The organism is Paenibacillus sp. J22FR5 (assembly GCF_059691975.1).
Genome location: NZ_JCAUAN010000005.1, coordinates 191,641 through 216,195, shown reverse-complemented (window position 1 = coordinate 216,195; position 24,555 = coordinate 191,641). Strand labels below are relative to the sequence as shown.

Annotated in this window: 22 protein-coding genes; 3 read left to right on the top strand and 19 right to left on the bottom strand. The window is 37.3% G+C overall.

The window, feature by feature from the left end; translation table 11 throughout:
* Positions 1-5 precede the first annotated feature (5 nt).
* Together AC58P7_RS10360 and AC58P7_RS10355 are read right to left on the bottom strand one after the other, a co-directional pair.
* Positions 6-1,331, bottom strand: a complete 1,326-nt coding sequence (locus AC58P7_RS10360; RefSeq protein ID WP_497342431.1) for a YecA family protein — start codon at positions 1,329-1,331, stop codon at positions 6-8.
* 175 nt (positions 1,332-1,506) lie between these two features.
* Positions 1,507-2,682, bottom strand: a complete 1,176-nt coding sequence (locus AC58P7_RS10355; protein WP_497342429.1) for a LolA family protein — start codon at positions 2,680-2,682, stop codon at positions 1,507-1,509.
* A 164-nt stretch (positions 2,683-2,846) separates the two neighbouring features.
* Between AC58P7_RS10355 and AC58P7_RS10350 the strand changes: the two genes are divergently transcribed.
* Entirely contained in the window at positions 2,847-3,272 is a 426-nt protein-coding gene (locus AC58P7_RS10350) for an HI0074 family nucleotidyltransferase substrate-binding subunit (protein WP_497342427.1), read from the top strand.
* On the top strand, positions 3,253-3,552 hold the full coding sequence (locus AC58P7_RS10345) for a nucleotidyltransferase family protein (RefSeq protein ID WP_497342425.1): 300 nt from the start codon (positions 3,253-3,255) through the stop codon (positions 3,550-3,552). The genes AC58P7_RS10350 and AC58P7_RS10345 overlap by 20 nt, the downstream gene beginning before the upstream one ends.
* Before the next feature lie 280 nt (positions 3,553-3,832).
* On the opposite strand, the gene rfbC (AC58P7_RS10340) is transcribed toward AC58P7_RS10345, so the two are convergent.
* From rfbC (AC58P7_RS10340) to AC58P7_RS10260, 17 genes are all read right to left on the bottom strand, one after another.
* Positions 3,833-4,378, bottom strand: coding sequence for a dTDP-4-dehydrorhamnose 3,5-epimerase (rfbC, locus tag AC58P7_RS10340; RefSeq protein WP_497342423.1), 546 nt, complete (start codon positions 4,376-4,378; stop codon positions 3,833-3,835).
* A gap of 145 nt (positions 4,379-4,523) precedes the next feature.
* Positions 4,524-4,649: a hypothetical protein gene (locus AC58P7_RS10335; RefSeq protein ID WP_497342421.1), complete on the bottom strand. Its 126-nt coding sequence runs from the start codon at positions 4,647-4,649 to the stop codon at positions 4,524-4,526.
* A gap of 82 nt (positions 4,650-4,731) precedes the next feature.
* On the bottom strand, positions 4,732-6,138 hold the full coding sequence (locus tag AC58P7_RS10330) for an undecaprenyl-phosphate glucose phosphotransferase (protein ID WP_497342419.1): 1,407 nt from the start codon (positions 6,136-6,138) through the stop codon (positions 4,732-4,734).
* 6 nt (positions 6,139-6,144) lie between these two features.
* Positions 6,145-7,011 (bottom strand): glycosyltransferase family 2 protein, encoded by an 867-nt coding sequence (locus AC58P7_RS10325; RefSeq protein WP_497342417.1) that lies wholly within the window; start codon positions 7,009-7,011, stop codon positions 6,145-6,147.
* A 98-nt stretch (positions 7,012-7,109) separates the two neighbouring features.
* Complete coding sequence (locus AC58P7_RS10320; protein WP_497342415.1) at positions 7,110-8,072, bottom strand: glycosyltransferase family 2 protein; 963 nt, start codon at positions 8,070-8,072, stop codon at positions 7,110-7,112.
* A gap of 73 nt (positions 8,073-8,145) precedes the next feature.
* On the bottom strand, positions 8,146-8,991 hold the full coding sequence (gene rfbD, locus AC58P7_RS10315) for a dTDP-4-dehydrorhamnose reductase (protein WP_497342413.1): 846 nt from the start codon (positions 8,989-8,991) through the stop codon (positions 8,146-8,148).
* Positions 8,988-10,010, bottom strand: a complete 1,023-nt coding sequence (rfbB, locus tag AC58P7_RS10310) for a dTDP-glucose 4,6-dehydratase (protein WP_497342411.1) — start codon at positions 10,008-10,010, stop codon at positions 8,988-8,990. The genes rfbD and rfbB overlap by 4 nt, the downstream gene beginning before the upstream one ends.
* 19 nt (positions 10,011-10,029) lie before the next feature.
* Positions 10,030-10,575, bottom strand: a complete 546-nt coding sequence (gene rfbC, locus AC58P7_RS10305; RefSeq protein ID WP_497342409.1) for a dTDP-4-dehydrorhamnose 3,5-epimerase — start codon at positions 10,573-10,575, stop codon at positions 10,030-10,032.
* A gap of 15 nt (positions 10,576-10,590) precedes the next feature.
* A complete protein-coding gene (locus tag AC58P7_RS10300; protein WP_497342407.1) occupies positions 10,591-11,334 on the bottom strand; it encodes a sugar phosphate nucleotidyltransferase in 744 nt (247 codons plus the stop codon).
* Between the two features lies 1 nt (position 11,335).
* A complete protein-coding gene (locus AC58P7_RS10295) occupies positions 11,336-12,274 on the bottom strand; it encodes an NAD-dependent epimerase/dehydratase family protein (protein ID WP_497342405.1) in 939 nt (312 codons plus the stop codon).
* A gap of 44 nt (positions 12,275-12,318) precedes the next feature.
* Positions 12,319-14,148 (bottom strand): glycosyltransferase family 2 protein, encoded by a 1,830-nt coding sequence (locus AC58P7_RS10290; RefSeq protein ID WP_497342403.1) that lies wholly within the window; start codon positions 14,146-14,148, stop codon positions 12,319-12,321.
* A complete protein-coding gene (locus tag AC58P7_RS10285) occupies positions 14,138-15,949 on the bottom strand; it encodes a glycosyltransferase family 2 protein (RefSeq protein WP_497342401.1) in 1,812 nt (603 codons plus the stop codon). Before AC58P7_RS10285 ends, AC58P7_RS10290 begins: the two co-directional genes overlap by 11 nt.
* Positions 15,950-15,955: 6 nt before the next feature.
* Positions 15,956-17,305 carry a hypothetical protein gene (locus AC58P7_RS10280; protein ID WP_497342399.1) on the bottom strand — a complete coding sequence of 450 codons (1,350 nt, stop codon included), beginning with the start codon at positions 17,303-17,305 and terminating at the stop codon, positions 15,956-15,958.
* Positions 17,306-17,317: 12 nt separating this feature from the next.
* Positions 17,318-18,229 carry a class I SAM-dependent methyltransferase gene (locus AC58P7_RS10275; RefSeq protein WP_497342397.1) on the bottom strand — a complete coding sequence of 304 codons (912 nt, stop codon included), beginning with the start codon at positions 18,227-18,229 and terminating at the stop codon, positions 17,318-17,320.
* Positions 18,230-18,247: 18 nt separating this feature from the next.
* Positions 18,248-19,675, bottom strand: coding sequence for a glycosyltransferase family 2 protein (locus AC58P7_RS10270; RefSeq protein WP_497342395.1), 1,428 nt, complete (start codon positions 19,673-19,675; stop codon positions 18,248-18,250).
* Positions 19,665-21,005 carry an ABC transporter ATP-binding protein gene (locus AC58P7_RS10265; RefSeq protein ID WP_497342393.1) on the bottom strand — a complete coding sequence of 447 codons (1,341 nt, stop codon included), beginning with the start codon at positions 21,003-21,005 and terminating at the stop codon, positions 19,665-19,667. The genes AC58P7_RS10270 and AC58P7_RS10265 overlap by 11 nt, the downstream gene beginning before the upstream one ends.
* Positions 21,006-21,012: 7 nt before the next feature.
* A complete protein-coding gene (locus AC58P7_RS10260) occupies positions 21,013-21,822 on the bottom strand; it encodes an ABC transporter permease (protein WP_497342391.1) in 810 nt (269 codons plus the stop codon).
* Between the two features lie 161 nt (positions 21,823-21,983).
* Between AC58P7_RS10260 and AC58P7_RS10255 the strand changes: the two genes are divergently transcribed.
* On the top strand, positions 21,984-24,503 hold the full coding sequence (locus AC58P7_RS10255) for an O-antigen ligase family protein (protein WP_497342389.1): 2,520 nt from the start codon (positions 21,984-21,986) through the stop codon (positions 24,501-24,503).
* Positions 24,504-24,555: the final 52 nt, after the last annotated feature.

Below are 24,555 nucleotides of genomic sequence, written 5' to 3'. Positions count from 1 at the left end.
TCTAATTACAAACAGCATTTTTTATATTTCTTGCCGCTGCCGCATGGGCATGGTTCATTGCGTCCGATTTTAGGTTCAGCTGCAGTATTCGCAGTGTTGGTAAGCACGTAAGCTGCTTCGTTCACAAAATAGCGGAATACGCGGTTCCCTGACTCTAGTACCGTCATTTCAACCGGTTGTCTTTCAAAAGCATACTTCATTTCAGCATCAGGGAGATACACGGCACGGATTAACCCGAAACGCACCATTATGGTTGCTACCGCATGTAAGAACACATCAACGCTGGTGTTTAGCAAGATCCCTGATTCTTTATGTGTCTTCCACTCTTGTCTCACATTGTGTTCCTTGCCTACAGGCCAACTCGCTAAAACACTTGCAATCGCTCTTCGCCAAGCCTGAATATCTTCTGGGCGGCCACCCTCGTTAACTTCCTCCAGAATCCCCCAGTTCACTCGATTCCAGAGCGCATCCAAGAGAATAGCGGCTTGTTCCTGCTCTGAAAGCGCCAAGTAATTGGCCAATTGTTTCGCATTTACCGTTAATTGCGTACCTTCATCCGTTATCCCTAGTACTAGCGCTACATAGAAAAAGAATTGGTACACTGGCTCTTGATCCTGATTCAATGTTGGTTTACGGAAAAGCTGTAGGTTTATCTGCTCGTCAAACTCTTTCCAGAATTTACGCGGCAAATGTTTGCGCGCAGCAGATAGCTTAACATCTTTTCCATTTTGAACAGCTTCCAAGAAGGCTCTAAATTCCCCAACGATTTGTGGTACAGGCGTCCGTCCATCCATCCAGAGCTGAAGCAGCTTCGGGTCAACCACAAGTGGTTTCAACTTCCGCTTGGAAGACGGCGTATGTTCTTCAATATGTGCTTCTATATCATTCGAGTTCAGCCAACGTACCAGCGCGTAGTCATTGTCTGCTCCCATGTACTGCTCGAATCGCTCTTCGAAATAAGATTTATACTTACATACTTCATTCAGTGAAGAGTATTGTTCTTTTGAAATTCTAGATGTCATCTGAAGGAATAGAATCCACTTTTTAAAAGAAGTCAAATAAGCACCGATATCGGATTCCTTTGTGCTAAGCACATGGCTGATTAAGAAGCGGCCTACGAAATCAACAATCGTATCGCCTTGCAGGTCCTCATAACTGATCTCATAACGAACAAAATATTCCGTCGTCACAAAACGTATGCGATCTACATGCTTTTGGGTGGTCTCTGCTTTTAATTTACCTTCTTCCGTTAAATACCTCGCGAAGGCAATCGTTTCATTTTCCCAGAAAAGCTGTTGCTCTTCCCATGTTAACGTTTCTACTTTTTTCATCACAAACACTCCAATTATCTATTCGCTCCAAAGTTGCATTATACCAAAAAAACGGCCGTTCGTGGGAGTTGGTTAAATCTTCTTGTAATTTATTCACAAATTGCTTGGCATTATATGCGAAAAGACCCGGCTACCTAAGGTAGCAGAGCCTTCTCATTTTACTTAGAGAATGAAATTATTTCCCGGACTGTCCATCTGTCGCCATCGCCACTTGAATCATTTCACTCACTGGCATATCGCCCGTGAACATCCGGAACTCGACGCCATCATTCGTCCAAGTAAGCGTTCTAGGCTCATCCTTCGACGCATTCCCCGTGATCACCCCGACCGTGAACCCGAGATCCACAATATCCCCTGGCGGCAACGCAACGGATTTAGCTTGAGGTCTAACCTCGATCAGATTGAAACTATATTTCCCTTTATATCGTAAAAGCACCGCGGCATCCTCGCCTAGCTTCATATCACTGATGTCTTGCTTCACAACATCCTTAGGCAGGTAGTACGGCTCAACAATACCAATGCTTTGCGCTTTGGTAGCTGCTGGCGCCGATTTCGTCGCATCTGCTTTCGTTGCTCCATCTTTGGATTGATCGGATTGTCCACCTGTCGCGGACAGGTTTTTGTCCGTTACCGATTTGCCCCCAATTGTAGCTGGATGATCCGCATCTGTCACCGCAACATCAGACGACGTAGGCATCGTTTGCTGCAAATTCCAGCTGGTCATATTACGCTCCATTTGGAAATAGTCCTTATCGAACTTCGTATCGAATTCAAAATTCGAGAAGTTCACTTGCACCAACACATTCTGATTCGCATCCGACACTTGAACTTGCGAAGGCGCGAGTGTTTTCTTATTCAGCCAAATTTTCTGGCGGGAAAGCTGTTCATTCTGATAGTTCGCGGCAACGTCGAACACGTAGGCATCCTTGTCCGTCGTGAATTGGCGATCCTTATCGGCAATGATACTTTTCGCTAAAGATTGGAAGAGATACACTTGACCTTGATTCTCTGGCCAATCGCTTTGGAAGCGAAAGCTCTTCTTCAAATGCGGCGTCAAAACGAACACGCCTTCTTCATTACGAAGAACAATCTGAGTGACATCCTTCGTTGCATTTGTAAGGGAGATCCGATAGAAATGATCTGGCGAGTACGCCACCTCAACTTGATACTCCTGAGGCTGCTGCCCCGTATTTAGAATCATGCTTCCTGATGCTTGATAGCTGCTCGACTTGCCCATCACATGATCCAAATCCTTTACGATAGATCCTGCATCCTTTTTGCCCATCCCGCATCCTGCGAGAACCAATGCTACGCACATTACCACTGCTACCACCCATGTGACCCGGCGCATTCGATCATCCCCTCACTCATGATTAACATCAACATAGTACATGCATATGAGGGGACTTGTTCGATTATGCAGACGAGTTAGGGCTTGGCCGGAAAAGAGTTGCAGTCAGGTGCCATCATGTTATGATAGTAACAAGCATGATCAGTTTAAGGAGGCTTTTACCCATGAAAGACAAGATCCTGAAACAAAAAGTCTTGTTTGTTGAAAGTCAATATTTAGCTGCATTAGAAACCCTTAAAGAAGCAGTTAATGAACCACCTATTAATCAATTCATTAAAGACGCAACCATTCAAAGATTTGAATACACGTATGAACTAGCATGGAAATTAGCAAAACATGTGCTGTCGGCGAGAGGCTTATTTTTGGTACACCCTAAAGAGGTCTTGAGAGAGTGTTTCAAAATCGGGTGGATCCAGTCTGTTGATCTTTGGGAAGACATCATCGACGATAGAAACCTAACCAGTCATACCTATAAATCCAGGACAGCTGAACAGGTATATCGATCTATTTGTGATAGTTACTTTAACGAATTCAAACATCTATCTACCCAGTTAACGGGAGTGATTAATAATGAGATACGGTCTTCCTGAACGTACATTCGATAGGTTATTTAATGCCTTAGTTAACGAAAAATCTATAAAGAAAGCTTCCCTATTTGGCTCTCGAGCAAGAGGTGATTGCAAATATAACTCAGATATTGACATTGCTGTTTATGGTGACAACATTCGCTCCGGTGTCATTACGCGTCTGCAAGAAGCAGCAGGGCTATATACGATCGATGTTGTGCGAATATCTGAGGTTGATAACGATCTGCTCTTGGCAAACATTGAGGCCGACGCAGTAGTTCTGTACGAAAAAGAGCAGGATTAGAAAATTCTCTAATCCTGCTCTTTATAGGCTTCTTCTACAGAATCCTCTGTTTTATTTAATCTCTCTTCCATATTGCCTAATCTTCTATCCATACGTTCAACTATATCTTTAATCGCTGTTACATCAGCACCAATTTCATTCAGTTTGCCATCATTTCATTAAAATACTGACGATTTGTCATCTCATCCACGACAACCACTCCTTGTCATAATAAGCGTCCTTTACTCATTATAACTCAGACTCCCACTAAAAAGGATGCCCCTTCTTGAAATATCCTAGTTTAGAAATTAACCTCCGCATCCTTCAACAAAGGGTGCGTTCCATCCTTAGCCGATAAAATCGGGGACGCCGTCGGCCACTCTATCCCAATAGCCGGGTCATTCCACAGAATCCCTCTATCATGCTTCGGTGAATAATAAGCATCGACCTTATACAGCACCTGCGTCTTCGGTTCTAATGTACAGAAACCGTGGGCGAAGCCCTGTGGAACAAGCAACTGGCGCTTATTGGAAGCGCTGAGCGTAACACCCATCCATTGGCCGAATGTGGGGGAGCTTGGACGAATGTCCACCGCCACATCGTAGATCGCTCCAGCTATTACCCTGACAAGCTTCGTTTGTGCATACGGGTTCAGCTGATAATGCAGCCCGCGCAGCACGCCAATTTCTTCGGAAAGCGAATGATTATCTTGCACAAAATCGATCGTAATCCCCTGCTCTGCCAGCTTCGCTGCATGATAGCTTTCCATAAAAAATCCCCGATGGTCCGCATGGACCTCAGGTTCAACGATCACAAGTCCTGATAAAGTTGTTGTCGTGATTTTCATCCTTCCTCTCACCTCTACTACTAACTTATGCGAGAGTATGAATAAAAGTCTCGGACAGAGGTTTAGGGGGCGACCCCTACTATGCGAAAAAGGCTGCCAAGAGCTTCAGCGTAGCCCCAGCAGCCTATTCCTGTATAAAAAGCATTTACCACATATACACAATACACGCGATAATACCTGCCCAAATCAGGGAACCGAACACCACACCGACTATCAAGCCTTTGCCGATCGACAAATGATCATCTTGGTAAGCGTCTTCATGATCAATCATACCCAAAACCTCCCCGCCTACTCAGTATATGCAATAGTATGGGGAAAATGTTGGCGAATCATGCGGGTCATTAGAAAAAATTTCAATAAGCGTTCTTATTCATAAAACCGTTCCTAACCGTTCTCCAAATAATTTTGATATCAAATAAAAAAGTCCAGTTTTCGATATAAAAAATATCGTGTTTAATCCGTTCCTCAATCGACGTATCTCCGCGCAAACCATTGCTCTGCGCCCAACCCGTAATACCAGGCCTGATGTGATGCTTCACCATATACTTCGGCACTTCTTCCTTAAATTGTTCCACGAAAAAAGGACGTTCCGGCCTAGGGCCAACAACACTCATATGCCCGAACAGCACATTGAAGAACTGTGGCAGTTCATCGAGACTCGTTTTGCGGAGGAAGGTCCCGACCTTCGTTCGCCGCGGATCATTTTCAACCGTCCACTCCGTATTGGCGACTGCTTCTCCTAGCACCTTCATGCTGCGGAACTTGTACATCATGAAGCGTCTGCGGTTCAATCCCACGCGTTCTTGCTTGAAAATGATGGGGCCTTCAGAGGTAAGTTTGATCGCTAGGGCTGCTGACAGCATAACTGGTAGTGTGATTAGAATCGCGGCTGTTGCGAATATGATGTCGAAAGCTCTTTTAAACAGACGATTTCGGAACTCATCCAAAGGTATATCACGTACATTAATCAGCGGCATATCCGCGAAATTGTCGAAATACGGCCGTGAAGGCAGGAAATCATAAAAATCGGGAATGATCAGCGTTTTTACCCCTATTTTTTCACACACATTAATGATACTGCCGAATTTCTTATGAGCATCCAATGGAAGTGCAATAATAACCTCATCCACGATCACCTTATTCAGAATCGACTCCAGCTCATCTATCTTTCCAATGATCGGTTTGTAACTCTGATAGGGCATCTCATGCTTTTCCTGATAGTCATCTAGAAAACCTACCACTTCATAACCCAATTCGGGATGCTGTTTAAGTTTCGTATAGAACTTGCGCCCTAGTGAGCCTGCACCAAGAATGAGAATGAATTGCTTATTATACCCCTTTTGACGGGCTCGTTTGAGTGAGATTTTGACCATATAACGATAAAAGCTGATGAGTAGGATGTTATTAACTAGGAATAGTAAAAGATAAGACCGGGAAACATCGACTTCTTTTAAAATAAAGAGAACACTGAGCAGCATCAGAAGGCTGAAGGTATGGACTTGAATGATTTTCAGAACCTCGAACGAAAACTGCTTTCTACGCTTAGGCGTATAGAAATTTACTAAATAGCTAATAAAAATCGCGATAATCGCATAAGTGACACTCCACATCACATAGTGCTTAAGTGGCAAAGGAGAATCGTATGGAATCCAACCACTTTTGAATTTCAGCCACCAAGAGAAGAGAAACACGAGCTGAATGCACACAAAGTCGGCCAAAGCATATAGTTGGGTCAAGAAACCTTGGCTTTGACGTATCAAACAGGATCACCTCGCTGGACGTAATTTATTTCTAGCTAGTGACAGGCCGAACTTCACACCTACACCTATGTACACCATGGCATTCGTTAGCCATGAATACTTCCTACGGTAATGCTTATTATGAAATAGTATCATCGCCCGATGAAACTCGTAGATGATCTTATACGGCTTCCGACGACTGCTTGCCCCTTTGTGATGGACAATTTGAGTACGAGGATAATAATAATTTATCCAACCCGCTTCCTTAATTCTATAACACCAATCTATATCTTCTCCATACATAAAAAATTCCTCATCCAGCATTCCGACCTGATCAATCGTCTCTCGACGGATGAGCATGAAGGCTCCTACTAGGGAGTCGATGGAATAGGGTTTGTTAGGATCTAAATACCCCAATTGATATTGATTAAACCTTGGGATGTTAGGGAATAGCTTGGCAAATCCAAATGCGTAGTAGAATGATGCTGAGGGTGTTGGAAAGCCTCGCTTGCATGCTTTGTCGAGCGAACCGTCGGGAAGCACTATTTTGCATCCGCTGGCCCCAACATTAGGGTTCTCGTCCATGAAACGCAGCATGATGTCTAATGTGTCTGGTTGAACGATGGTATCTGAGTTCAGGAGCAGGACATATCGGCCCTTTGCGATGCGGATGCCTTGGTTGTTTGCTCTGGAAAAGCCGACGTTATCGGTGTTCGTGATTGTGGTCACCTGTGGGAACCGCTCGTTCACGGATTGGACTGTACCGTCGTTAGATGCGTTATCAATAAGAATAATTTCATATATATATGATGTAATAGACGCAAAAACAGATGCGATGCATGCTAACGTCAGGTTTTTCGTTTTGTAGTTCACGATGATAATGGATAAATCCAAGAGATGACCTCATTTGTTGGTTGATATCTGTCATTATACCACGGGTATGTTAAAAAAAGCCTAAAAAATAAGACTAGCTACTGCTAATCTTAGGGGATTCATTTGACAAACCATTTATCCACTTCTGATGACGCCACTTTCTGCTTATTACGTATTATGCTTCTTTTATGCCTCAGGTCTGGCAACTTGCGATATAAATCCAACCAAGCCCCTAATAGTTTGGGCTCTCTTAATAGGGCGTAGCCAAGACTGAGACACTCATAAACCATCAGAGTTATAAAATTCTTGAACAGCTTAGATATTTGGTCGTTCTTCACCATCATTTTATATCGATTGATATAGGATAGTCTTCTAACAAAGAGTAGCTTGCTTCTTCTCCCGCCTTCCTTCCAGCCCCTTTCATGATAGCCAATAGCAGACGGTTCGTACACAGCCTTCCAACCTAGTAATTGTGCACGCCAAGCCACATCCACATCTTCTTTATAGGCAAAAAAGTCCTCATCAAAGAATTCGCCATTCAGGCTAATATCATTAATCATTTCACGAGAATACATGGCAGCAGCTCCAGAAACACCAAATACCTCTTCTGAGTGCTGGAAATGATCGCTAGTTTGATAAGCGCCGCGGTCAAAGGCTCTTCGTGCTTTATTTATGATGAGCCCCGTACTATCGATGTGATTAGGGGCTGCTTTGAAAAGTAATTTGCCTGTTGCACTGCCTGCACGAGTATGACCTCGCATCGCACTTATCGTGTTAAGTACATAATCTGGCTCAAGGACGACATCTGGATTGAGGATTAAACAATAATCGGTCTCCGTTAGCCGAATAGCTTGATTGTGCCCGCCGGCGAAACCATTGTTCCGCTCATTTCTAATGATGGTGCACGTATCTTGCCATTTTGCCAACGTATGAAGGGTATGATCCTTGGATGCATTATCTATGACGATGATTTGGTCAATTCGCTGGGATTGTCTCAGAACCGCATCCAAGCAATCCTCGATATGTTCAGCGCAGTTATAAGTAACAATATGGACACTGACTGTCCGTTTACGAGCTTCCAAACTAAATCAGTCTCCTTTACTCCAAAAAAGCCATCACTATGCACCTAAGCATCATGATAGCTATTCCACTTAGTTAATTCTCCCCAAGCTCCTTTAAAAAAGCCCTGAGCCCTTCCCGCCATGCACGTAAATCTTCAAAACCATTCGTACGGATCGCTTCGTGTTCCATCGCTGAATTCCGAGGTCGCGGAGCCGGCCTCGGAAACTCTTCCGTTGTACATGGTTCTACCTTCATCGATACGCCACTTTCTTCAAAAATGGCACACGCAAAGTCATACCATGAACAAACACCCGAATTAGAGGCATGATAAATGCCATAATGATCCGTTTGAATCAGTTGTTCAAGGAATGAGGCAAGATCAACAGTGTACGTAGGTGAACCAAGCTGATCACTGACAACCTTTAATGAATCTCGTGTTTTAGCTAAATTCAACATCGTTTTCACGAAATTATTACCATGCATACCATATACCCAAGAAGTTCTTACGATAAAATGCTTCTTTAATAGAGATAGTACATGTTGTTCCCCTGCTCTTTTTGACTTCCCATACACACTTTGAGGATTCGTTTCATCATCTTCTCGATAGGCATTCATAGCCATTCCATCAAAAACGTAATCCGTACTGATATAGACGAATTTCGCATCAATGGTCTCAGCTGCAACTGCAAGATTTCTGGTTCCAGTTGCATTTACTCGAAAGGCAATTTCTTCTTCTGTCTCTGCTAGATCCACCGCTGTGTAAGCCGCACTATGAATGATGACATCTGGTTCTAGTTTCTTAATGAGCTCAAGGCACTGATTTAAATTGGTAACATCCAGTGTATCTCTTCCTAAACCGTGAACCTCATTCTGAGCTTCTAGTAGCTTAACCACATCTTGCCCAAGTTGCCCATTAGCGCCGGTTACGACAATTCTCATGAGTTTGTACCTAATCGAGTACCATACTGCTCATTAAAATATTTTTGATACTCACCCGTCTGTATTCGTTTCCACCAATCTTGATTGTCCAAATACCAACGAATCGTCTTCTGAATACCAGTCTCAAAATTATGCTTAGGCTTCCAGCCGAGCTCACCCGTAATTTTCGTGGCATCAATCCCATAACGACGGTCATGACCTGGGCGATCTTTGACGAAATGCATCAGAGACTCAGGCTTACCAAGCTCGCGAAGAATCGTTTGGATAATTTGAATATTCGTTCGCTCATTATTTCCGCCGATATTATAAACCTCACCACTGATTCCATTATGTAGAACCAAATCAATTGCGCTACAGTGATCCTCAACATAGAGCCAATCTCTAATATTAAGTCCGTCACCGTAAACAGGCAGAGCCTTGTCACTCAAGGCATTAGCAATCATCAAAGGAATTAACTTTTCTGGAAACTGGTAGGGACCATAGTTGTTGGAGCAACGTGTAATGTTCACATTGAGTCCAAATGTCTCATGATAGGAGCGCACCAATAGATCAGAACCTGCTTTACTCGCAGAATACGGACTATTTGGAGCTATCGGCGTTTCCTCCGTGAAAAGCCCCGTCTCACCAAGAGATCCGTACACTTCATCTGTTGAGACATGGACAAATTTCTTAACAGCATGCTTCCGGGCAGCTTCCAGCAAAACCTGTGTACCCAGTACATTTGTTTTGACGAAAACATCTGGTTCCAGAATGCTACGATCAACATGCGACTCCGCGGCGAAATGAACAACCGTATCGATTCCCTTATCGAACAAACTACCCACGAGTTCAGAATTAGTAATATCCCCTCTTACAAAGGTATATTGACTATTGTCTTGAATCGAAGTCAAATTCTCTAAATTTCCAGCATAAGTTAGGGCATCCAAATTGATAATTTCATAGCTAGGATATCGATCTAGCATATAATGTACAAAATTGCTACCAATAAAGCCGGCACCGCCTGTTACAAGAATTCTCATAGTATGTAAGACTCCTATTTTAAAAGTTAATATCCGCATCTTTAAGATATGGGTGCTTCTGATCTTTATCCGACAAGATTGGTTTGGAGGTCGGCCAATCAATCCCTAGTTCTGGGTCACTCCAGAGGATACCGCGATCATGCTCAGGTGAATAGTATTCGTCCACTTTGTACAGGACCTGCGTATTCGGTACAATCGTACAGAAACCATGAGCAAAACCTTGAGGAACGAGCAGCTGACGCTTATTTGAATCACTAAGAATGACGCCTACCCATTGCCCGAAAGTAGGAGAACTCTTGCGGATATCAACCGCTACATCATATATGGCACCTGACGCCACTCTGACTAACTTCGTTTGTGATTTCGGCGTCAACTGATAGTGAAGTCCACGCAGCACACCAGCTTCCACTGACAGGGAATGATTATCTTGAACAAACAGATGATCCACACCAAGTTCAGCAAACTTCGAGCTACTGTAGCTTTCCATAAAAAAGCCCCGATTGTCACCAAAGACATCGGGTTCGATGATTACTAACCCTTCTAACTTCGTTGTTATGATATTCATCCGAATTGGCACCTCTTACAATTTAAGTTTCCCAAACTCTTCGCCAAACATCACATCTTTAGCTAACTCATTCGCTTTAGCCAAAGAAGCATGAGTACCAGCATCTGTCCACCAGCCTTGCAGGATATCATAGGTAAGCTGATTTTTTTCGATATATGCGTTATTCACATCTGTAATCTCAAGCTCACCACGATGGGATGGCTTAAGAGTCTTTACAATTTCAAAAACAGAACTATCATACATATAAATGCCTGTAACCGCATAATTACTTTTCGGTTGCTTAGGTTTCTCTTCAATTGAAACGATCTTGTCTCCCTCTAACTCAGGAACACCATAACGTTGAGGGTCTTGGACCTCTTGGATCAGAATTTTAGCACCATATTGTTGAGTCCTAAAGTTATTTACAAATGACACGATGCTTTCTTCGAATACGTTATCACCAAGGACAACAACGATTTGGTCGTTGCCAACGAAGTGCTCTGCTAGGTCGAGTGCCTGGGCAATACCACCAGCTTCGTCCTGAACTTTATAAGTGAAGGTTACTCCCATTTCTCTTCCGCTGCCAAGTAGATTAACAACGTCACCCATGTGTTCTCTACCCGTTACAATCAGGATATCCTTGATATCAGCTTCTTTTAGTTTAGAGATCGAATGGAATATCATTGGGTATTTCCCAACTGGAAGTAAATGTTTATTAGTAACCTTAGTTAAAGGAAAAAGTCGTGATCCAGTGCCACCTGCTAATATTATTCCTTTCATTCTATCCTCCAGTTATCTCCATAGGTTTGATCATTTGATAATATTCATAGGTTTCTTTTAAACCTTCTTTTAATGTATACTTAGGCTCCCAATGCAAGTCATTTCTTGCTTTTGAATTATCTAAACAACTGCGAAGTATATCACCAGATCTCATTTCTTTAAAAGCAGGAATACCTTTATAATTATATAAATTTGAAAGTGTAAGTAATAATTCACTAACTGTAGTCTGATGGTTGCAGCTTATATTATAAGTACCTTTGCTCCCAGAACAAAGTGCTGCAATATTTGCATTTGCTACATCCTTAACGTAAATAAAATCTCTAGTTTGTTCTCCATCACCATAAATGATCGGCTGTTGATCACGTAATATTTTATCTATAAAAATAGAGACAACCCCACCTTCTCCCTTAGGATCTTGCCTAACACCATAAACATTTGCATATCTAAGTATTGTATAATCAATATCGTACTGTTCAGAAAATACACTTAAATAATGTTCAGGAGTATGTTTTGATATCCCATAACAGGATAAAGGGGCAATTGGATGTCTCTCATCTACTGGCAAATACTCAGGGTCTCCATAAACCGCAGCCGAAGAAGCATATACAAATTTACGAACTTTTGCTACTTTGCAAGCTTCCAGCAATTTTATTGTTCCTACAATATTTACTTGTGCATCTAGGGCAGGATGATTAATGGATGTCTGAACATCGATTTGGGCAGCATGATGAATAACAATTTCAGCCTTAAACCCTAATAAGATATCAGTAATCTGTTCATTTAAAATATCTTGTTTAAATACAACTGCTTTGGGATTTACGAAACCTTCTTTTCCAGTAGAGAAATTATCTAAAATTGCGACCTCATGTCCTTGTCCAATAAGTGCATCAACAACATGGGAAGCAATAAAGCCTGCTCCCCCAGTAACTAATACCTTCATAATAGCGTCTCCATTACTTTAGATTGAGGTTACCCACTTACCTACTATTCATTTGCTAACGTCTGCACTTTTGTTTTGATTTGTTCGTTTGTAAATCCTTCAACCTCCATTAATCTAAGAACAAAGGAATCGTTAATAATCAATTTATTTCTATTATAGAAATTTATAAGTGATCTTATAAAACCTTCATTATTATATCGAATTCGCATATAGTCTTTCTCATGTTTTTCTTGCTTATCGTTGAACATTATATGATGATGATAAACTTTAGCAGAAGGACAATTATACATTTTGTAACCTAACTTAGAAATTTGCAGAGCAACATCATTATCTTCAAAAGCATTAATATATTCTGAAGAATAATCTAATTGATCCACTATAACGCGTTTAAATAAAGTTGCTCCTCCAGGAACCCATAAACACTCATGCCATTGAGCAGTATCTAGTTGATTTTCGTCCTTATTATTATCTGTTAAAAAGAAAGTGATAAAACCATCTTTAATTAAATATGAGCCCCCATTGAATTGAACAATTCCATTTGGAAAAACAGTTTTACAACATACTGCACCAATAGTACTTTCTTGCTCAGATCTAACAATTAATTCTTCTATCCAACCTTCAGTAACGACAATATCGTTGTCTAAATTAATAATATAGTCACCTTTTGCTAACTTTGTCGCTTCCCGACGACCACCAGGACATCCAAGATTTTCGGTAGAGTAATATATTTTAACTTTTTCTAAAGGCTCTATATTTTTTTTCAAATATTCTTTAGTTAACTCTGATGATCCATTGTCAAATACAATAATCTCAAAAGGAACTTTTACAGTATGCTTGATTGATTCAATACATTTAAGTGTCATTTCTTTTTTTTCAAATGAAAGAATAACAATAGAGATAAATTTATCAAATAAACCATTTCTTATATCTATTCTCAATTTTGTTTCTCTTTTTATATTTTGAACTATATTTTCAATTTTTCGTGCCGATTCAATTGTAGTTTGTTTATCATGAATTCTATGATGATAAACAGCTTCTGGTAAATATGCAAAAGCGTCTCCAAAGTGAAACGCCACTTTTAAAGCAATATCATAATCTTGAGCTCCATCAAATCTAGATTCGTGTAAACCAATTTTCACAAATACTTCTTTTTTTATTATTTTTAAATGAGTGGTGTACATCCCTTTATGAAGTTCCTCTAAATAGTTCGATGTAGGTCTATTCCGGAACGATTCTATATGAGAAGATCCATCTTTTTGAATTTCATTTATTCTGTCTGTGTATCCATAGACACTTCCTGTTTTAGAAAGTATGCATGTCATTAAATCTTCAATTGCATTCGAATCAAGCCAATCATCACAATCCAAAAATGCAATCCATTCTCCCTGTGATTTTATTATAGCTTGGTTCATAGTTTCACTAATTCCTAAATTCGACTCATTTTTGTAGTATTTGAATTTATTATTTTGTTGAAATGCTTTAAGGATTTCTAATACCTCAGGATCAGTTGAGCAATCATCGACTGCAATTACCTCTAAATTACTGTAAGTTTGATTTAAAGCACTGTTTAGACATTTCACTAAATATTGAGCATTATTAAATACAGGCACTATTATTGTTACTTTATGTGAATCTTTATTTGATGCGATATTTTTTGATATTTGAGTTTTCTTTCTGTAATATTTATGTAATTTTAATTTGTCACGAATTCTATAGTATTTGGAAAGTAACTTCCATCCCTTTGAATTATGAATAGTACTAATATGATTTTCTAAATCTTCTGTAATATATTTATAAAAAGAAATCGAAGATTTAAGTTTTTCAATTTCTTTTTCAAGTTCTGCTATTTTTTGTTCATTAATATCATTCGACATTCTTAACCCCCGAAATATTATTTTTAATTTTCAAAATCAAAAGAAAAATGATTCTTTTGATTTTGAAAATTAAATTGTAAATTGTGATTGCTTTTAACTTTCCCCAAAAAGAAAATTGCTTTAATGCAATAAGGCCATCACTCACATCGTTAATTGTTAAATTTATTTCTGTATTAGCATGCTTTTCCAATAATTTATTTTTCTGTTTACTTAATACAATTTTTCTTTTGATATATTGAGAGGCATTTGCAGGAACTCTGTATATAGATGTTAATTTTTCAACATAAAGAAATGTATTTTTAGAAGCATATCTAATCCATAGGTCCCAATCTTCTAAATAATTAAAATCTTCATCTAAACCTCCATGAACATCATATAACTCTCTTGAAAACAAGACTGTTTGTATTGGCAAGTAATTATGATGTAATAAAACAAGATAATTAAATCTTTCATTGAAGTTCAGATAATATGATTCTTCAAAGTATTGAAACTCACTTGAATCAGTTATTACCTTAATTGGTGTTTCAAACGCCAGGCTATACGCTGCCTGGTAGCTATTATTTCTTTGTAATTCACTAACCAATACTTCAATGTGGTCAGCATAAAATAAGTCATCATCATCTAAGATATTAAAATACTTTCCTGTTGCTAAATTTAAAGCTAAATTTGCAGCTTTACATCTTCCAATTCTTTCATTAGAAGCTATATATTTAATATTTAAATCATAAAACTGGTCTTTAATAAGATCTTGAGATACAGGCATTCCATCTTCTACTACTATCACTTCAATATTTGAATATGTTTGATTACGAATACTGCTCAAAGCTTCTTTTAATATCTCAGGTCTTCCTATAGTTCTTATAAGAATTGAGACCAATGGTTGATTTTCGAGTTGAAAATTTTCATAAAAAGCTCCAACGCGAGAAAAGTCGTAATCCCATTTCATAAATAGAGGCTTAAATTTCAATAAAATACCATAATCTTTTTTCCACTCTCTAAATTTACGCCCAGTTGGGAAACTCTTAATAAAATTTTCAATCAATTGCTTGCTTTGTTTAGCCCATGGATCTATACTTTTAAAAAATAATAAACCATATAGGCAATATCCAATCATAATATCTTTAAAGTTTCCGTATTTATATCTCAACATTAAATTATAAAATGTAGACATATAAAATTGATTGGGCTTTACTTTACGATTCTTATCATAAGTATAATGATTAACAATACAACGTGGTGCGTAAATTAATTTATAACCATTTGCCCTTAATCTCCAACTCAAATCTACATCCTCACAATACATGAAAATGTTTTGATCAAACATGCCTACTTTTGTAAAATAATCCCTTCGAACAAGAAGAGCCGCGGCACTACACCAAGAGGTCTCTAATGTGATTGGATTATAATGTTTGGGATGCTCATATGGAAATTGTCTAAGCTCCCATGCTGCAGCGTTTTCTCCGCTATTTTCTACTGCTTCTTTTAGATGAGTAAAGCAATTTTCTGTAACTTCAGTATCCACATTTAAAAATAATATATATGGATTAGTTGTTGCATTTACACCTCTATTGTTAGCATAACCAAATCCCATATTTTCTTCTAGTACTATATATTGTAATCCCCCGAATGTTTCACTAGGGAAATTTTTTATTAATTCTATTGTTTTATCTTCTGACCCATTATCTATGATAGTTATAAATAATTTTTCTAACGAATAACACACATTTAGTAAACTCTTTAGACAATTATTGATCCATTTTTCAGAATTAAAAGTAACTATGATTATATCAAAATTGTCCAAATTTCCTCACCTTTTCTTTTTGAATTGCTTGATACTTCTTAAAGGCTTAGTTAATTTCCATGATTTTGATGATTTGATTCCTTCTAATTCAAATGACTTTTCACGAATTAGTATTTTATTTTGTATTAATTCTTCTTCTATCTTGATTATTTTTTCTTCTAATAAATGAATAATACTTTCCGTCTTATCGGCATATTTAATTTTTTCAATTATTGATTCATTTACTGGTGAAACTCTTATTATTATCTTCAAATCTTGGACATTGCCTATACTATTTTTAAATTTAATTTCTGAGTAAGAATTTGCTATGAAATTTATGCTTTTATTTTCTTTAATGCTAATTATTATAATATTAGAAAAATCAATATCACTTATATTAATTATTTGATTCGATAACTCAATTGAAGTTATTTCAACAAAAGACGATATAGTTACTGGTTTAAGAATAAATTCGGTCTTTTCAGGGATAATTAGGTTATATTCCATGAAAGTTTCTGAACAATAAGTAGGAATTGTCTCATATATTTCTCCTGATCCATTTAAAATAGATATTTCAAAATTTTTAATGTTATATATGTGACTCAGCCGCAATGCTTCTTGTAATTCACTTAATCTATAGTTATTTTTCAAATAGGAGTTCAAATATTTTTTTTGGCCATGTACATATTGTTGGAAATAATTCTCTTCCATTTCTTCAAAAATCATTTTTTTATTATTATCAATACCTACCAGTAAGAGGATTTCCTCATAACTAAACATTGGATTTATATAATATTGATGTTTGATCCAAAATGCATAAATACTTCTGAATACTACATATAAAATTGGAATTTTAAAAGGAAAAACCCATTCACAATCCAAAATGAATTTTTCCCCACTATTTCCTTCAAGAAGATTATCAAAAATAATATCAATATTGGCTGGATTTAGACATGCTACTTTTTCCAATTTAAGACTCACACCAAAAACATTCTTAAATAAATCATCAGCAATAAAAGTCTCATGCAAATTATTCTGCAAGCTGTGTAAAAAATGGACAAATTCATTTAATTTCTTAATAAATCCATTTTTATCATTATGAAGTATGTATTCTATAAGAATATCATCCAAACTTCTACCTTCAATGAATGGAAAGATTAGATCATTATTTTCTAATTGACCAATTACAATTTTCGAATTTCTATATGCTTTTTCCAATTTTTTTGAATTTTCATGGATAGAATTTACATGAGTTATTGCCTTATTGGTGAGAGGTCTTTTTTTTACCTTTTTCATACCCGCTTGTTCATAAATTATAGTTTGAATCTGAAACTCTGGCTTTCTATCTCTACTACTCTTTGAATATAAAACCTTCATATCAGATCTCCTTTATGTGATTTCACAAACAATTAAAAACGAATTTGCAAAAATATCAAAATAGCCACTTTCGATCAAATTATCAGTCGCTAACTTCTCGTTAAAAAAACTAAATTTATCCATATCATAATTTGGGGAGTATTGTAGGATACTTCCTATTTTAGGTAAATAATCATCAGAAAAGATCTGAATTGGCATTTTATAATCAGGAACAGGATAATAAAAAGAAACGTTACTAAAACCTGCTTTTAATAACATTTGTGTTAATTCTTTCTTAGAAAATGTTTTAGCTTTATTTGGTGAGGCATGATAATTTTCAATACTATCGAACAAACGCCCTGTATGGTCTTCTGAAGACCCGTTCCAGTATTTCAGTCCAAATTTATTTTCAATTGCAATAATTAATTTTCCATTTCTTTTCATTTTTTTAGCGATATTACTTAGAAAAGTCTCCTCAGGATACATACTTTTCGTGAATTGTATCGCATATTCTAACACACCGATTAAAGTGATGTAGTCGAAATAATCCTCTTTGATATCCATGTCATTTAAGTTACCAACTAATATCTCCAAATTATCAAAATTACTACATCTATGCGCGATAATTTCCGCTCTTTTTTTTGATAACTCAACTGATACAACTTCTTTCACATTTTCACATAATAAACCAGTCAATGCCCCGCAGCCCGCGCCGATTTCTAACACTGATGATTCTTTACCAAAATCGAATCCTTCAAGTAGATTTCTTCTGATCGGTGATAAATGATACAGAATAGGCCATCTATTATCATGTTGCAGAATTTCATGAATATTTTTGTCAAATTTAACAATATCCAGGATCTCATCTTCAATTGATCCATCACTATATGAATCCTCACCTGCATAGTAGTCTAGATTAATTTTCACCTTTCCTATAAGTTCCATCTATGTCCCCCAATTAAATTATCTATTAACACCTATTCCACTAATTCTTTCAATAAAGAACTCTAAATCAAATATTTTTCTATTCCATGGTATAAGTGAATTTTTATCCCATAAAAAATTATTTTCTTCCTGAAACGTATTGTATTGGGTATGCCATCCTTTGGCCTTCTCTTCAGGAGAAATTCTATTTAAACGTTCCTTGAAAATCTTCTTTTTTGCCTGTTCTGTATTTCTAAGGGGATAGTGTTTTGTAATAAACTTTAGCGGATAAATTTTTCTATTATCAAATACAGCTTCATGACCACCTGAAGAAACAAGATCTACTTTTCGCCCTATGTTCACCTTCCATGCCTTCACCTGTATGAAATGACCACGTCTTTTTCCAAATTCAAAGTTTATAATGGTTTTATTATAATTAGAATCAGTTTGATGTACTGGCCTAAAATCTAATATTGTAAAATCAATAGCGTTAAACCCTAGTGAATCGATAAAAGAGATAGCTTGAGCCATCGTAACATTATCCCATGGGGACAATCTTATCTCATCAGCATCATGATGAATAATCCAATCATATTCGCTATAAGCTGAAATATTTTCAAGATTTTCGAGTAATTTCCCCCATTCATAATACTGACTTGGATTATCTGGGTATCTAAGCACTTTAACTCTGCTATCTTTGATTGCAATTTTTGTGACAACTTCATATGATCCATCAGTAGACCAATTATCAATTACTTTTACGTCTATACCCTGTCCTAATAAATGGTTAATAACTTCTTCAATTATATCCACTTCATTGTACAAATTTATTATAGCTAGTGTCTTTACTTGATGGACATTTGCGTCTATACCAGAAAACTTCCCAGTCAAAGCTAGAATGTTTTTTTTAGAAAGATCTAATTCATTTTGGACTGTATATCCAAACATAGGTTTATTAAAGTTATAGGATTTTAATAAATTATAGAATTCATTAATTTCCCATTCCTTAATATTCTCTGATGAAGCGTTTCTTTCAATCCCGCTTGTTCTTAGACGGTCTACAGTTGTTATGACCATATAATTGCACTGATAACTCCACTCTGACAATTTCGCTAAGGCACTATGTGGATTAATTAGACCTTCAAGAATATTTGGAATTATTACAATAGATCTATTTAAGATATTATTTGAGATAACTGGAAATCCAAGTTCTAAATTATACTCAAGGTATTTTAAATTTTCATTGATTTCACAAGAACCAATTGCATTATTTACAATATTAATAATTTCGAATTCCTTAGATAATTTATTTAAAGATAAGAGATCTTCATTTCCAAAATGAATTATATATTTTGCTTTTGAACGGCCAGCTAAATAACCAATAAATTCAAAAAGTTCATTCCGATTAATATCACCATTATCAGAATTGGTCAATTCAGAAAAAAAAGGACTTAAATTATTTTCCACTTTGTGACTCCCCTTCTTTAGAATTACTCATCTTGATTGTCGCATCTTCTACTTGAATCAACCCAAATTGTCTAGATTCCACTTTAGTTGAAGCAACTTTGAAGAACCAACAATCTCTTATGTGCTGAACCAAAAAATTATTATCTAAAGTCCCATCATTCACACCAATTGCTACTGAATATGTGCCATTTTGTAATTTTGGTAGTGTAAATGTAAATGTAACCATTAAAGTTTCTCCACTTAATAAACTTCTTTTTTCACTGTTTTTTATAGTGCTTGTATTATAATGCACAATTGGCACTGAATATTGATTATATATAGCTATACCAATTAACGGCTCATCTATATCTTGATTAATCTTAATATCAGCTATAAAAACAACTTTGCCCTCTTCTTCATGCGTCAAAATATCAATTTTTTCATTACTTACTTCATTGAAAAACGTAACTCTGCGAACTTCTATCCCCTGTCCGCCTACAATTTCAAAATCATTAACATCAGACCATTTGACAAGACTATCGTCAATATAATGTCCTAGTGCATTTATCGAAGTTTGAGATTCTGTTTTTTTATCGTTTTCTAAACTTTGTAAAGTCCCATGGATCATGAAATCATAATATCTAGGGATAATACTTTTGGGATTACCCTTATCATAAATACTACCATCTTTCATCCAAATTATATCTGAACAAAAATTTTTCACTGATTCCATGTCATGTGAAACAAATAATATTGCTTTAGATTTTTCCATAAGTTCTTTCATTTTTCTAAGTGCCCTTTGCCGAAATCTAACATCACCCACGGCTAAGGCTTCGTCAATAATCAATATCTCTGGTTCAATACATACAGCTACTGCAAATGCTAGTCTAACAAACATTCCAGATGAATAAGTTTTTACAGGTTGATTAATATGTTCTCCAATATCAGCAAAAGCCAATATATCGTCCAACCTGCTGTCAATAAATTTTTCATCGTAACCCATAATTAACCCATTAAAATAAACGTTTTGAACTCCAGTAAGTTCTGGATTGAATCCAGCCCCTAATTCCAATAGTGCAGATATTTTGCCGTTAATTTTAATACTCCCAGAAGTTGGTGTTAAGACTCCCGTTATTAACTTAAGTAATGTAGATTTTCCTGCACCGTTCATTCCAATTATCCCTAAACTTTGACCTTCTCTTACTTGAAATGACACGTTATTCAATGCATAAAAATCATTATGATACTTCTTCCGTAGTGGGTGTAAGGATTCTTTTAATCTGTCGATTGGGTTATTAAAGAGTTTATAAATCTTAGATACATTTTGGACATCAATTACTAAATCCTCCACATTACACCTACAATACATCCGCAAAATGCGGCTTTAATTTTTTGAATATACTTGCTCCTAATATCAACAGAAATACTGTTACAAGCCAATAATATGGCGTCAACTTACTGTGTTCCCAGAACCATTTATGGTAAATAAAAGTGTCTCGGTAACCTTCTATTATATAGAAAAGAGGGTTTAATTTGAAAAAAACTTCATATTTAGATGGGATAATATTAAAACTCCAAAGAATTGGTGTAAGCCAAAACATAAATTGCAAACACATACTTATAAACTGTCCAATATCTTTTAAGAAAACTACTAAAGCGGAAGTCAACCAAGAGAGACCTAAAATAAATAATATTAATGCAAATGAATAATATATAAATTGAAATGAGTATATCTCTGGATTGTAACCATATATAACAAACATTATGTATAAAATTACAATGAAAAAAATGTGTATAAATAATGAGGATATTATTTTGATGATAGGTAATAAGCTTAATGGGAAAACCACTTTCTTCACTAAATAATTGTTATCTAGAATGGAATTAGTAGCATTTGAAATACAGTCCGAAAAAAACATCCATGGTACCATTCCGGTTATAAACCAGAGTATAAAAGGGAAATTATCAACTGGAACTGACTTAAATCCAACTTGGAAAAGATACCAATAGATCAAAATCATAATAATAGGTTGCACAAATGCCCATATAATCCCTAAATATGAACCCAAATACTTTTGTTCAAAATCTTTTACCGCAAGTGTATAAATAAGCTTTCTATTATTCGAAATATTTTCAATAAAACTAGCACCTGTCTTTATTATTTTCATTACAATCAGATCTCCTAACTATTTCAATAACTCAATATCCACATATTTTTCATCTATGAAAAATGATAGAATAATAATTCAATAAATAATGTAATTTGGAAACCCCCTCCCATCTATGCTAAAATAAAGTCGAACTTTAGCGAAGAAGGAGACTATCTGGAATGAGTGCAAGTAAGAGCGCCTACGCGGCTTCGCGTGCAAAATCGAATGGAACGATAACGACAGAGAAGAGCTCTGTGATTTTTTGGGTATTGGCTGTTTTTACGGGCTTGTTTATGTTCTGGGCGCCGTTTCAGCGCGGGTTGTTCAATGGGGGTACATATGATTTTGAGAGAAGCATTTACTCAGCATCCGTATGGTCATCCATCATTTTATTGCTTGTTGCGATCCTAGCATTTTTTGTGTTTAAGCTTGAAGACAAGAAAGATCTCCTAACCATACTAGTCTTCATTATGCCTCTTACGTATGTCATTTCTTTGTCGAATTCCGCCTCACACTATTTGGCAACAAATATGGTTTACATCCAGATGCTGTATGCAACTTTCTTCATTTTAGGTGTATTTTTGACAAAAAACAAGCTTGGTACGTCGATTGTTGCACGTTTATTCATGGTCTCGGGATATTTCATTGTTTTATTCGGACTATTGTACTGGTTAGGTAATGGTTCCTTTGCTGGCAAGCTTGTCGGCTGGTTCGCTCTGATGGATGGAACGAATTCGAATCTGTACCGCGATGCCATTATGACGGACTCCAACGGACTACGTTTAACCTCTGTCTTCCAATACGCCAACACATATGCAGCCTTTCTTATTACATTAACACTTAGCTCCTTATTCTTCATTGTTAAATCTAGTAAATGGTATGTAGTTCTCGTAAATGCTTTCTTGTTAGTTCCAACGATTGTCTCGTTCTGGTTGACACTATCCCGCGGCGCGATTGTTGTAATCCCCGTTGTGTTACTCATTATGCTGTTCTTCTTCAAAATGAGTCGTCAAATTTTAGCGCTCGTTCAATTAGGACTGGCGTTCGGCACTTCCCTTATTATTCTGGAGAAAGTTACGGATATTGGAATCGGACTCCAGAAGCAACCTAGCGCCTCTGAATCTTGGCATGGTTGGTGGATTCTGCTGCTAGCTTCATTAGTTTTCGCTGGAGTCTCTGTCGCTATTCAACGCTTTGCTCTACCTTGGTTAGAGCGCATTACTGCTCGTTTTGATGCCAAGAAATACGCAACTTTTATTCTTCCGATCGCCGCTGTTGTGATTGGAGTGCTTGGAGCCATTCTTATTCTAAGTGACACAGGCTTTAAGAATATTCTTCCCGATAACGTGAAAACGCGAGTTGAAAATATCAACTTCCAACAACATAGTGTTTTGGAGCGTGGAACATTCTATAAAGATGCTGTGAAACTCTGGAAGGACTATCCAATCATCGGTGCCGGTGGTGGCGCTTGGGCTTCCCTTTATGAAAAATATCAAAACAATCCTTACACGAGCCGTCAGGCTCACAACTTTGCTCTTCAATATTTGGTTGAAGCTGGCGCACTTGGTTTCTTTGCTTTTATTGGTTTCGTGATAGCAGTAAGTGTTTTCTATATTCGAAGCTATATCAAGAGTTCGCAAGAGAAGCGAGACCTGCATTTCTTATTTTTTATTATCATGATCTCGCTCTTGGTTCACAGTATGATTGACTTTGATTTGAGCTATGTGTACTTGGGCGCAATCCTGTTCCTTGCTCTTGGGGGGATGCTGAGCAACAGTTCCACAGGCGCGCTTGGCTGGAAGTCGAAATCAGCTGTGATACACAAACTATTTCCTGCCGTTATTGGTTTGCTATCTCTTGTTATGTTCTTTATTTCCGCTCAACTTCTTTCAGCGAATAGCTCTTATAGACAAACCTTAGAAGTCGTCAAAACGAGCAAAGATTACAATCAAATCGTGACACCGCTCGACAAAGCAATTTCTTTGCATCCTGGACATCCGGACTATTTGTTGACTGGTCAGGTCAGTCGAATCAGTGTTCTCCTTAGTGTTTATAATCAAATGCAGAAGGAAGATCCTACGAAAAGTGACACTTTTTTCAATCAAGCACAGGATCTACTCAATCAGCTTTTGAAAAAAGAACCGCATAACCGCATCGCAGCGATGCAGCAGCTAAACATGCTTCTTATGAAAGGGAAGCAGCAGGATGCGCTGAACTGGTCGAATGCTCAGATTCCTAATTATCCTTGGTACACCGAAATGTATGAAAAGAGTATCGGACTGAACATTGATCTAGCGAATCAAGCCATGCAAAAGGGCGATACGAAGGATTTCAACGCTAGACTTGATCAGGCGCTCACCACATATAAAGAGGTTCTGGCACGAATCGATTCTCTAAAGAATCTTCCAAAGGAACAAGCTCAAGGACGTGAGTTTGCTGTCACTCCGAATATGGCATTGAATGTAGGTCAAATCAATTACATGCGTGGCGATTATGCAGGTGCCGCTGCGGGGATCCAGCCATTTATAACAGATAAAATGGATGACCAAACGAACCGTGTATTAATCCAATGGTATTTGGCTTCCTTACAGAAGCAAGGCTCCAAGGATCAAGCTCTCATGGACAAGCTGATTGCTAAGGACCCTGCTGAGAAGCAAAATATTGACGCAATACTAGCGACGAGTTTCCCTGTAAAATAGAAAAAGCGCCACAGCGATGTGGCGCTTTTTTACTGTGTCTAAGTGGATAGTG